Raw genomic sequence first — 12,059 nt, forward strand, 5'->3', positions numbered from 1 at the left:
GAAATTGTCATGAAATCCAGTGGACAAAAGTTTATCGCCCGAAATCGTGCTCCTCGAGTTCAGATTGAATACGATGTGGAGCTTTATGGCTCAGAAAAAGTTGTCCAATTACCATTTGTCATGGGCGTTATGGCTGATTTGGCAGGAAAACCTACAGAAGCCCTACCAGACGTTAGCGATCGAAAATTTCTGGAAATTGACATTGATAACTTTGACGAACGCATGAAGTCAATAAAGCCACGAGCCGCTTTTCAGGTTGATAACACCTTAACAGATGATGGCAAACTAAATGTCGAGTTAGTTTTTGAAAAAATGGAAGACTTTCAACCTGATGCTATCGCTAAAAAGGTAGAACCTTTAGCTCAACTGTTGGAAGCTCGTACCCAACTGGCAAACTTACTGTCTTATATGGATGGTAAAAGTGGTGCAGAACAACTGATTGCGGAAATACTGCAAAATCCTGCTCTGTTGAAATCACTGGCGGAAGCGCCAAAACCTGAAGATAGCACTTCAGCTTCAGATGAAGGTGCTGAAAATAAGGAGTAATTGATGAGTACAACTGAACAAGAAAACCTGGCTCAACAAGAGCAGACACCGAAAGAATATACGGTTGATGAATTAAGTGTATTGCTCGGTAAGGAATTCCGTCCGCAAAGTGATCAAACACGTGATGCCGTTGAAAATGCGGTAAAAACCCTGGCACAGCAGGCACTGGAAAATACTGTCACCATCTCTGGCGATACTTACCGCACTATCCAGTCATTGATTGCTGAAATTGATACCAAAATATCACAACAGATGAATCATATTCTGCATCATGATGAATTCCAGACACTGGAAGGCGCATGGCGTGGTCTGCATTATCTGGTTAATAACACAGAAACCGATGAAATGCTGAAAATCCGTGTGATGTGCCTTTCCAAAAAAGAACTAAGCAACACGCTAAAACGTTTCAAAGGCGTCAGTTGGGACCAAAGCCCACTCTTTAAGAAGATCTATGAAGCAGAATACGGTCAGTTTGGTGGTGAACCTTTCGGCTGTTTGGTAGGCGATTACTATTTTGACCACACCGCGCCAGATGTTGAACTTTTGCGTCAGCTAGCACAAATCAGCGCCGCAGCACACTGTCCATTTATTTCAGGAGCTGCCCCAAGTGTTATGCAAATGAAATCCTGGCAGGAGTTAGCTAACCCTCGTGATCTCACTAAGATTTTCCAAAATACGGAGTACGCCCCCTGGCGTAGTTTACGCGAATCAGAAGACGTACGTTACATCGGATTAGCATTGCCCCGTTTTCTGTCCCGTTTACCTTATGGTGCTCTCACTAATCCCATTGATAATTTCAATTTTGAGGAAAATACCGAAGGCCCCACTCATGAAAATTATACCTGGGCAAATGCCGCTTATGCTATGGCGGTCAATATCAACCGTTCCTTTAAACTGTACGGCTGGTGCACCTCTATTCGCGGTGTGGAATCTGGTGGTATTGTAGAAAATTTGCCTTGCTATACTTTTCCCTCTGATGATGGCGGTGTGGATATGAAATGCCCTACCGAGATTGCCATCAGCGATCGTCGTGAGGCTGAATTAGCTAAAAATGGTTTTATTCCACTTTTACACCGTAAGAATACCGATATGGCCGCCTTTATCGGTGCCCAATCGCTGCAAAAACCATCAGAATATTATGATCCTGACGCTACAGCAAATGCCAACCTCTCCGCTCGTCTGCCTTATTTATTTGCCTGTTGTCGTTTTGCTCATTACCTGAAATGTATTGTACGCGACAAAATTGGGACTTTTCAGGAGCGTAGTGATATGGAACGTTGGTTAAATGAATGGATCACTCATTATGTTGACGGTGACCCGGTCAATTCATCACAGCTTACTAAGGCGAAGAAGCCACTGGCAGCCGCAGAGGTTCAGGTAGAAGAAATAGAGAGCAACCCAGGATATTATCAAGCTAAGTTTTTTCTGCGTCCTCATTATCAATTGGAAGGACTAACCGTTTCTCTACGTCTGGTTTCAAAATTACCCTCACTAAAAGGAGCATGATACTAAAAAGTCATTTTCTCTAAGCAAAATCAGAAATCATCCCACACAGAGGGCTTCCAGTAACAATACACATGTATTTCTAGACGTATATACATACTCCAATATACATCCATTGGATTCAATCATCCCATTCAACTCTATTAAGGCAAAGATTATGTCTAACAACGCATATATTACTTTTACTGACATTAAAGGTGAATCAGGTGACGATGCCCATAAAAATTGGACTGCCGTCCATGTTTTTGAACTGACAATGACTAATTCTGTTTCCACTAATACTCAGTCGAGCGGATTGAGTTCAGGTATAGTTGAAATTCCTGGTATTACTGTAGGACTCTTCTTTGATAAATCATGTATCACTTTGTCTAATTATCTGACGATAGGTAAACATATCAATGAAGTTAAAATTGAAGTCATGCGGCAAGGAGGTGAAAATGTACTTTGGCATACTATCGTCATGACGAATGTTATGGTAGCAAGCACATCGCTTGGATTCTCATTTGATCAATATATTTCTACTGTTAGGTTGGTCTTCCAGAAACATAAAGAAAGCTATTATCCTCTGGACTTCACAGGCAAAAAAGGCGCTGAAGTCACTTATGGATGGGATTCTTTCACTAATAAGCCACTCTAATTACACAATTGACCACCCCGATAACCTCCCTGAAATAGGGAGGTTATTTCTACTAACTTATCCTTATCAAAAAATAGGGATCTACGCTTATGCGATTCACCATTGTTAAGAACACCGGTACAAATCAACCCGCACAATTGAGTTATGACTTTTCGCCTCCGGGGGGAACTATCGGTCGCAGCAAAGACAATAACTGGATTTTGCCCGATGAAGAGCAGGCTATTGCCCGGCTTCAAGCCATCGTGTCTATTTCTGCTGATGGTGAGTGTCGGATTACCAATCGTGGCTCTGCATCTGAGCTGTTACTAAACACAATACCATTGGCTCCGGATCGTCAGGTTGAAATCCGCGATGGTGATGTATTGAATATCGGCGATTATCAGATTCAGGCAGTTGATATCAATAAAAGCGCGCCTTCGCAAGCAACCACTCGGGTTATCAATACGGAATCCCAATCGGCTACCAACTGCTCAGGTATTCCCAATGAAATCTGGGACGGTCTGGAACAGATTTTCACTGCATCCGATACTTCATCCTCCCCCAACAGACATCAGACAACATCAGAGGGAAATGACAATAACCCACTACTCAACCCCCAACAGCAGGAAAACGATGAACGTAACCCAATTAATCCATTAGCCCAAATTGAAAACACAACCGATCTAGAGACACTACAATTACGGGCGACAGATCCTGTGACTATGTTCCACTCAGATGCCCTCTTCCAACAGGAAGATATTCTGAATAACAATACACCCACAACATTATTCCAGTACGATGACCAGAGAATTGAACATAGTGACGACAAAGAAAAAGAAATTGATCCACTGGCATTATTTTCTGACAATTCGATAAGACAGCAGAAACGCGTCAAAAATGATGACCCGCTAAACTTGATGTTAGATAATGCCGTCCCACTAACATCACCTGATAACCCCACAATTTCCGATTCTCAGTTTGCGCCTATATCACAGCCCATATCTGCTCAGGATAAACAATCCATTGCTCAGCCACCTTCTTTACCTCCACTCTTCACAACAGAAGAGATATCTAAGGAACTCAGTAAAGATTTAGCTAAAAGTCAAACAGATATAGAAGAAGCCAGAACAAAAGAAAATATTTTTCTTCCTTTTCCCCTTGCTCCTTCAAATGAATATCCTGATTATCCGGCCAGCGCCAATCACCAGCCCTCTGTTAAGCACCAAGTGAGTAACGCTAATAATTCCCTGCATATCACACATGATAATCATGCTTATGAACGGCTTGGTATTGATCCAATAAGCTATAGTTCCAATACCCATCAAACAGACGGGATCAAACTTGAGGGGAAATTACTGGCGTCACTATTAGAGGGAATGGGACTCAAAAGTCTTCACCACCCACAATTTGATGAACACCGTATGTATCAATTAGGCCTGTTTATCAGCCAGTTATCCCAAGGGATTGTCGCACTCAATGCTTCACGCACAATGCTGAAACGAGAAGCTGATGCGGATATGACTCAAATGCTACTGGATGCCAATAATCCATTTAAGCTATTACCTTCTGGTCAATCTGTTTTAGTGCAGATGTTTGGTGATCATATGCCTGGATTTATGCCTATTGAGCAGGCGACCCGCGATATTTTAATTGAATTACAAGCACACCAATTAGGAATGATTGCGGGAGTACGTGCCATTACGAGAGATATCCTGCAACTCTTCCATCCCGGTATTCTTGAGCAGAAAGCACGGGATGAAGGCGGTATGCCACGTTTGTCTTTATCGTCAACTTACAAAACATCACTGTGGGAATTTCTCACCAAATACTATCAAAAAACAGCCAATGAATTTGAGCAAAATTCAGCTCTGTTTGGTGAAAACTTCCTGCAAGCCTATGAAAAAGAGGTCAATAAATATAAAAGTTCTCAAAGCAAGCTAAAAAAATAGACAAATTAAAAATAGGTTCTTTGCCTCAGCAATCTTTCCCTTATTGCCCATTATCACCACGATTAATAGGTACTCCATGAATGACAATATAACTTTAATACATGGTGGTTATCATAGTCGGAGTAATGCCAAGCGTATCACTGCCAGAGACAGAATGCAGCCTTCCTTGCTGGATAGGCTCACTGATAACGACCCCGATAAGAAAAAAGAGGCAATCAGTAACTATCTGATATCACACAGTACATTACGACAAAATGTTCTGCGGGATTTACAGTGGTTGCTCAATAGCATCAACTGTGAATCCGAGCAAGATCTTACCCTGTATCCAGAAATACGCCGTTCTGTTTATAACTTTGGGCTAGAACCCCTGGCGGGTAAACGCATGTCTGAAATAGAGTGGGAAGATATCCAACACAAAATCATTAAGGCTATACATGTGTTTGAACCACGCATTATTGCTGATGAACTTGAAGTGCGTTGTGTTTCCGATACTAATTCCCTGAATCTATACAATACATTATCCATTGAAATTAAAGGTTTTTTGTGGTGTGTTCCCTGGCCACTCGAATTCCTGTTCCGTAGTGATATTGACCTGGAAAACGGTTATTTCACTATCAAAGAAGCAGGATAAAAACAGATACGAGAGGATACGGATACATGGATAACAAACTACTTGAATATTACAATCGTGAACTAGTCTATTTACGTGAGATGGGCAAAGAATTTGCCGAACGTTATCCAAAAGTCGCCAACCGACTGGGTATGCATGGTATTGATGTTGCTGACCCTTATGTTGAACGACTTATGGAAGGTTTTGCTTTTCTGACTTCCCGTATTCAGCTAAAAATGGATGCTGAATTTCCGAATTTTTCCCAACAATTACTGGAGATGCTCTACCCTAATTATCTGGCCCCTACTCCATCAATGACAATCGTCGAACTCCAGCCTGATACCAGCAAAGGGGATATCAGCCATGGGTTTTTAGTGCCACGTGGGACGCTCATGCACTGTCAGACATTGAAAAAAGATGGCATCACATTCCAGTACAGCACAGCACAAGACGTTATTTTGCAACCATTAAATTTGCAGAAAGTTGAACTGGGTAAGCTCCCTGCCAACATTCCTCTAGCAACTTTAAATCTTCACCAATCCGGTGCTGTCAGTGCACTGCGCATTCATCTCTCCTGCAAAGGAAAATTTTTCCTCAACGAACTGGCTCTCAACAAACTGGTCTTCTTTCTTTCAGGGCCGGATATTCAATCCCAACAATTGTTAGAATTACTCATGGAGCATTGCGTCGGCATGGTATGTCAGACCCTTGGTGATACTCCCCAATATCAGGTTTTACCTGATATTTCTCCACATCATGAAGGGTTTGATGATGATCAGTCATTATTACCTAATGATCCACGTACTTTCAGTGGCTATCGTCAGATCCAGGAATATTTTGCTTTTCCAGCACGTTTCCAGTTTTTCAGTATTAGTGGCATGCAATCTCTGTTAGAAAAAACGCAAAAAGAGAGTGAGTTTGAACTGATCCTACTTTTGGACAAAATAGACACGGATTTGGAGCATCTGGTTGATGCCTCTTATTTAGCCCTCAATAGTACACCTGTCATTAATTTATTCCCTAAGTTGACTGAACGTGCCTCGGTAAAAGAAAGTACTAATGAGTACCATTTAGTTGTCGATAATGTCCGGCCTCTGGATTATGAAATCTTTTCTGTAAAACATCTGTATGGTGCAGATATTAAACACAGAGAAACACAGATTTTCAGACCCTTCTGGTCTACTTTCAGTGATGATAAAAACAATTATGGTGCCTATTTTTCTGTGCGCCGTGATCCCCGCATTTTATCTGAACATGCCCATCATTACGGCACCCGAACCAGTTATGTTGGTACAGAATCCTTTGTTTCTATTGTTGATGAACAACATTCCCCTTGGTCGAACGAACTCAAGTTCCTGACTGCCGATGTTATGTGCACCAACCGCGATTTATCTGCAATGTTGCGTCAACAAGATCTTGATAACTTCGTTATGCTGGATTCTATCCCCATCAACCAGATTGTGTTTCTTAAAAGACCAACCATACCACGCCCTGCCTTAGCACAAGGCTCAATATCCTGGAAATTAATCAGTCATCTTCATCTCAATTATCTGAATTTTATGGATAAAGATGATGAACAAGGGACTCAGGCATTACGGCAATTACTCAGTCTGTATGCCAATCTTTCAGAGCCAGCTATCACCCGTCAAATTAATGGTATTCGCCATTGTTCATTAAAAACGATTTATCGGAGGGTTCCTGAACCCGGCCCAATCGTTTTTGCCCGCGGAGTCAGCATTGAACTGGAAGTGGATGAACAGGAATTTGCCGGAAACAGCCCCTGGTTACTGGGAAGTGTTCTGGAAAAACTATTCTCGCGTCTGGTCACCATGAACTCTTTTACTGAAATGACTCTCTATAGCCAGCAACGTGGCAAAATCGGTTTTTGGCCGGCCCGGATGGGAAAAAAGAAACTGATATAGCCGGTAATTACAGACAAAAATGAATATGAGCGAAACAAGTGCCATTTCCATACATCGCATATGTCACCTGCCGGATAATTTTTGGCAACAACTCACCCAGACACCGTGGCAATTCGATCTATTTCAAACCCTCCGCCGAATAGACGCCCAGTCCGGGGAGTACTATATGCTAGGTTCAGCCCCATTACCACGATATGACCTGCTACGGCTAGGTCAAAAAGCATCAATGATATTTGCCCCATCGACCATTGCTGAAGCCCAAAAACGCGAAAACTCAAAACTGTATGACATACTGATTTACAGTTTTGGCTTGTTCGGCCCAAATGGGCCATTGCCGCTCCATATCACTGAATATACTTATGCGCGACAATATAACTATCAAGATCCAACACTGAACGCATTTGCTAATTTATTTCACCATCGGCTAATACTACTGTTCTATCGCGCTTGGGCGAATTCCCAATCAACAGTATCGCTTGATCGTCAGGATAACCAACGCTTCTGTCATTATCTTGCTTGTCTGATTGGTATGGGGTTACCTGCTCAACAACAATCAGATTCAATTAGCGAACACGCCCGCTATTTGTTATCAGGCCACTTATCCCGGCAGGGACATGGCGCGGAAGGGTTGGCAAAAATATTATTCAGTTACTTCAATATTCCGTTAAGAGTTATACAAAATATTCCCCAATGGTTGAAAATTGAAGCTCAGGATCAGGCACGGTTAAAAGCCGGACGCAATATGCCTCGTTTAGGTGAATCGGCCTTTTTGGGAACAGCATTATATGATGTTCAATATAAATTCCGCCTTGAACTCGGCCCGTTAACCCTGGCTGAGTATGAAGCATTTTTACCAAACCAACCAAAGTCACTACAGCTACGTGATTGGGTATATCAATATTTCGGGATCGAATACGCATGGGATATTCGCCTGATACTTGATCGAGCCGATATAAAAGGTATTCACCTGTCAGAGCCCGTAAAATTAGGATTAAGTAGCTGGCTTGGCAACATTGAACAGAAATCCCATTGTGGTGACTTAATTTATAATCCATAATTTCACTGATTAACAACTCCACTAAATAATATTTCTTTAAATAACATTCCACCAAGCAACAATTCCACTAAGCAACAATGTAATCACTCTCTACAAGACACTATCAACGATAACACCACGGATTACACGTTATGTCAGAAATCAGCCGCTCCGTACTATTTGGTAAGCTTAACCGCACATTATTCACATCGTTAGAAGGTGCCACTGCTTTTTGCAAGTTGCGGGGGAATCCTTACGTTGAGTTAGTGCATTGGCTACATCAAATCATGCAGCAACAAAACTGTGATTTACAGAAACTTCTCCACCACTTCGATCTGGATGAATCTGCGTTGACCAAAGACATTGTTACAGCGCTGGATCGCCTGCCACGTGGTGCCAGCGCTATCTCTGACCTCTCAGAACATATTGACAGTGCCGTTGAGCGGGCTTGGGTTTATGGTTCACTGAAATTCGGTGTTAATCAAATTCGCAGTGCCCATTTACTGATAGGCATATTGAAAACTTTCAATCTACGCAATGCACTGAAAGCCATTTCTCCCCTGTTTGATCGCATTAATACAGATGTCCTGATCGATAATTTTCACGCAATATTTGACGGCAGTGATGAAGCCCAGGAGATCACAACATCATCAACAGGTACACAAGGAGCAACAACACAAACTGCAACAGGCTCAGCGCTACAGCAATATGGTCAGGAATTAACGGCGCGGGCCCGTAATGGTGAGATTGACCCGGTGTCTGGACGTGATGAAGAAATCCGCCAGATCATTGATATCCTGATGCGCCGCCGTCAAAATAACCCATTACTGACAGGTGAAGCGGGTGTCGGTAAGACTGCGGTAATTGAAGGGTTAGCACTGAGGATTGTCGCAGACGAAGTTCCTCCTCCTTTACGGAATGTTCAGCTTTGGTTGTTAGATATTGGCATGTTACAAGCAGGGGCGGGTGTTAAAGGAGAATTCGAATCCCGTCTGCGAAAAGTGATTGAAGAAGTGCAATCCAGTCCAACCCCCATCATTTTGTTTATTGATGAAATCCATACTTTGATTGGTGCCGGTGGACAACAAGGAACAGGTGATGCCGCCAACTTATTAAAACCTGCCTTAGCGAGAGGTCAATTACGTACACTGGGTGCTACAACCTGGTCAGAATATAAAAAATATATCGAAAAAGATCCTGCCTTGACTCGTCGTTTTCAGGTTGTTCAGGTTCATGAACCTGACGAAACCAAAGCTCTGATAATGCTACGTAGTCTGGTCAATACACTGGAAAAACACCACCGTATTCTTTTATTAGATGAGGCAATCGAAGCAGCAGTGCATCTCTCCCACCGCTACATCCCTGCCCGTCAGTTACCAGACAAAGCCATCGCATTACTGGACACAGCTTGTGCCAGAGTTGCTGTCAGCCAACATGCAGAACCTCCTCAGCTAGAAAACTGCCGTCATCAGATAGATGCCCTGAATGTTGAACTGGAAATTGTGGAGCGAGAAGCAAAAGTAGGTATAGGTGACTCTCAGCGAACAGAAAATATCTTCAATCAACTCGCCACTCTGGCAGAACAAAAAGCACAGCTAGAAGCACGCTGGCAACAAGAACTTTCCCTGACAGATAAAATTATCCAATTACGCATCCAATTGAATCAAGACCAGAATGATGATACCGCGACTCTCCATACCGAATTAACTGATCTGCAACAACAATTGAAAACTTTACAGGGGGAAGAGCCTCTCATTTTTGCGGCAGTAGACAGTAACGTTGTTTCCGCTGTTGTGTCAGATTGGACCGGTATTCCTCTAAGCCGCATGATGAAAGATGAAATTGAAGCCGTATTGCAGTTGGCTGATACACTCAGTCAGCGGGTGATTGGTCAATACCACGCATTGGAAATAATCGCAAAACGGGTACGTACTTCACGAGCGAAATTAGATGATCCCAATAAACCGGTTGGCGTTTTTCTATTATGTGGTCCTTCTGGTGTGGGTAAAACGGAAACAGCACTCGCTCTGGCTGAAACACTATATGGTGGGGAGCAAAATCTCATTACCATCAATATGAGCGAATTTCAGGAAGCACACACCGTATCAACATTGAAAGGAGCCCCTCCCGGCTATGTTGGCTATGGTGAAGGAGGTGTATTAACCGAAGCTGTTCGCCGTCGTCCTTACAGTGTTGTATTGCTGGATGAAATCGAAAAAGCACATCCTGATGTTCATGAGATTTTCTTTCAGGTATTCGACAAAGGCTGGATGGAAGATGGTGAAGGCCGACACATTGATTTTCGTAATACCATTATTATCCTGACATCCAATGTGGGAGCCGATTTAGTCAGTTCATTATGCCGCCAGCATACCCAACAAGATAATAGCGTACCAGAGCCGGAACAGCTCAGTTCTGCATTACGTAAACCATTATTAGACACATTCCCTGCGGCTTTATTGGGGCGTTTGTTAGTGATTCCCTACTATTCCTTGAATGATGAAGTGATGACTAATATTGTCCATTTACAATTAGGACGAATTCAAAAACGTTTACTGGAGAACCATGGCATTGTTGCAACATTTGATGACGCTATGATTGAAAATATTGTCAGTCGTTGTACTGAGGTTGAATCAGGTGGTCGTACGGTGGATGCTATCTTGACTAACACCATATTGCCACAAATCAGCCAACGGCTGCTCTCTGCCAGCGCCCAGGATGAACAATATAACCGGTTACAAGTATCACTCGAACAAGGGGAACTTGAATTCCAGTTCTCGAATGATAACCAATAGATCCTGCGTCATATCGTGTGTATGCCCTATGGATTTCAAGATGCAGCTAACAAAGAAGTAACTTGAAAAGTAAAGAGGACAAAACAAAGGTTCAAGAGGTCATCTCCGATGCAGAATTCCTACTATAACTACTTTAATAACAGGCACTCATTATTGCAGGCATTACCTATTGGGTACTGCTTCAAGGAATTTGAAATTGAGAAAATTGTGGGTAAAGGTGGATTTGGCATCGTATATAAGGCCTGGGATCACCGTAAAAAATGTGCTGTTGCCATTAAAGAATATCTACCATCAGCAGTTGTGATCCGTCGCAATGATTTGAAATTAAATCTGCGTTGCTCAAGTCTGCAAAAGAAATTCAAAATCGGTCTTCATAGTTTTATGCGCGAAGCCCATATAATGTCTTGCTTTAATCATCCGTGTTTGCCCCGTTTCTTGCGTTTTTGGCAACAGAATAGTACGGCTTACATTGCCACTCCGTTTTACAGGGGCATAACACTAAAACTGTTGCAGCTAAAACACCCAAAGATCATTACGCAGAACTGGCTATGTCGTATTTTGTTTCCTTTGTTTGATGCCCTCAATACGCTTCATCAGGCAGGTTATCTGCACTGCGATATTTCTCTCGATAATATTTTAATTCAAAACAATCAGTTACCAATACTGCTTGATTTGGGATCGGCCCGAAAAACAACAGAACATTTGTCTGATGATGAAGAAATCACTGTCAGGCCTGGTTTCACGCCTTGCGAACAATACACCATCAATGAAGAAGGACAGCAAGGCCCCTGGACTGATATCTATGCATTAGGGGCTGTATTACATACTTTGATTGTCGGGAAACCACCACCCGTCAGCATTGTGCGCAATATTGCAGATCATTATCAACCTTTAACCAAACAATGCCCTACAGGTTATTCCTTATCATTTCTACATGTCATTGATTGTATGCTGGCAATAAAAGTGTCAGACCGCCCGTCTTCCATTTCAAAATTAGCTGCGATGATAAAACCCTCTCTCATACAAGCCTGTAAAACTCCCGCATCGCATCTCCCATTCCTTTATCAGATCTCCTGACATGC

Annotated in this window: 9 protein-coding genes; all 9 read left to right on the forward strand. The window is 42.5% G+C overall.

The window, feature by feature from the left end:
- Nucleotides 1-9 precede the first annotated feature (9 nt).
- The 9 genes from tssB to AAC852_RS07730 all read left to right on the forward strand — a co-directional run bounded on the left by tssB (nt 10) and on the right by AAC852_RS07730 (nt 12,054).
- The gene (gene tssB, locus AAC852_RS07690) at nt 10-546 is read left to right on the forward strand and encodes a type VI secretion system contractile sheath small subunit (protein ID WP_340620528.1); all 537 of its coding nucleotides are present in this window, start codon (nt 10-12) and stop codon (nt 544-546) included.
- Nucleotides 547-549: 3 nt separating this feature from the next.
- On the forward strand, nt 550-2,052 hold the full coding sequence (tssC, locus tag AAC852_RS07695; RefSeq protein ID WP_340620529.1) for a type VI secretion system contractile sheath large subunit: 1,503 nt from the start codon (nt 550-552) through the stop codon (nt 2,050-2,052).
- 154 nt (nt 2,053-2,206) lie between these two features.
- On the forward strand, nt 2,207-2,686 hold the full coding sequence (locus AAC852_RS07700) for an Hcp family type VI secretion system effector (protein ID WP_340620530.1): 480 nt from the start codon (nt 2,207-2,209) through the stop codon (nt 2,684-2,686).
- 89 nt (nt 2,687-2,775) lie between these two features.
- Nucleotides 2,776-4,614 (forward strand): type VI secretion system-associated FHA domain protein, encoded by a 1,839-nt coding sequence (locus AAC852_RS07705; RefSeq protein ID WP_340620531.1) that lies wholly within the window; start codon nt 2,776-2,778, stop codon nt 4,612-4,614.
- 76 nt (nt 4,615-4,690) lie between these two features.
- Nucleotides 4,691-5,245, forward strand: a complete 555-nt coding sequence (gene tssE / locus AAC852_RS07710; protein ID WP_340620532.1) for a type VI secretion system baseplate subunit TssE — start codon at nt 4,691-4,693, stop codon at nt 5,243-5,245.
- Nucleotides 5,246-5,271: 26 nt separating this feature from the next.
- Nucleotides 5,272-7,146 carry a type VI secretion system baseplate subunit TssF gene (gene tssF / locus AAC852_RS07715; protein ID WP_340620533.1) on the forward strand — a complete coding sequence of 625 codons (1,875 nt, stop codon included), beginning with the start codon at nt 5,272-5,274 and terminating at the stop codon, nt 7,144-7,146.
- 25 nt (nt 7,147-7,171) lie between these two features.
- On the forward strand, nt 7,172-8,203 hold the full coding sequence (gene tssG / locus AAC852_RS07720; RefSeq protein WP_340620534.1) for a type VI secretion system baseplate subunit TssG: 1,032 nt from the start codon (nt 7,172-7,174) through the stop codon (nt 8,201-8,203).
- A 131-nt stretch (nt 8,204-8,334) separates the two neighbouring features.
- Nucleotides 8,335-10,977 (forward strand): type VI secretion system ATPase TssH, encoded by a 2,643-nt coding sequence (gene tssH, locus AAC852_RS07725; protein ID WP_340620535.1) that lies wholly within the window; start codon nt 8,335-8,337, stop codon nt 10,975-10,977.
- Between the two features lie 108 nt (nt 10,978-11,085).
- A complete protein-coding gene (locus AAC852_RS07730) occupies nt 11,086-12,054 on the forward strand; it encodes a serine/threonine protein kinase (RefSeq protein WP_340620536.1) in 969 nt (322 codons plus the stop codon).
- Nucleotides 12,055-12,059 lie beyond the last annotated feature (5 nt).

Source organism: Xenorhabdus siamensis (assembly GCF_037996745.1).
GTDB lineage: Bacteria > Pseudomonadota > Gammaproteobacteria > Enterobacterales > Enterobacteriaceae > Xenorhabdus > Xenorhabdus indica.

What these genes read in the sequence shown, in the direction of transcription:
- tssB (WP_340620528.1), top strand. Translation starts at nt 10, where the DNA reads ATGAAATCCAGTGGACAAAAGTTTATCGCCCGAAATCGTGCTCCTCGA.
- tssC (WP_340620529.1), top strand. Translation starts at nt 550, where the DNA reads ATGAGTACAACTGAACAAGAAAACCTGGCTCAACAAGAGCAGACACCG.
- AAC852_RS07700 (WP_340620530.1), top strand. Translation starts at nt 2,207, where the DNA reads ATGTCTAACAACGCATATATTACTTTTACTGACATTAAAGGTGAATCA.
- AAC852_RS07705 (WP_340620531.1), top strand. Translation starts at nt 2,776, where the DNA reads ATGCGATTCACCATTGTTAAGAACACCGGTACAAATCAACCCGCACAA.
- tssE (WP_340620532.1), top strand. Translation starts at nt 4,691, where the DNA reads ATGAATGACAATATAACTTTAATACATGGTGGTTATCATAGTCGGAGT.
- tssF (WP_340620533.1), top strand. Translation starts at nt 5,272, where the DNA reads ATGGATAACAAACTACTTGAATATTACAATCGTGAACTAGTCTATTTA.
- tssG (WP_340620534.1), top strand. Translation starts at nt 7,172, where the DNA reads ATGAGCGAAACAAGTGCCATTTCCATACATCGCATATGTCACCTGCCG.
- tssH (WP_340620535.1), top strand. Translation starts at nt 8,335, where the DNA reads ATGTCAGAAATCAGCCGCTCCGTACTATTTGGTAAGCTTAACCGCACA.
- AAC852_RS07730 (WP_340620536.1), top strand. Translation starts at nt 11,086, where the DNA reads ATGCAGAATTCCTACTATAACTACTTTAATAACAGGCACTCATTATTG.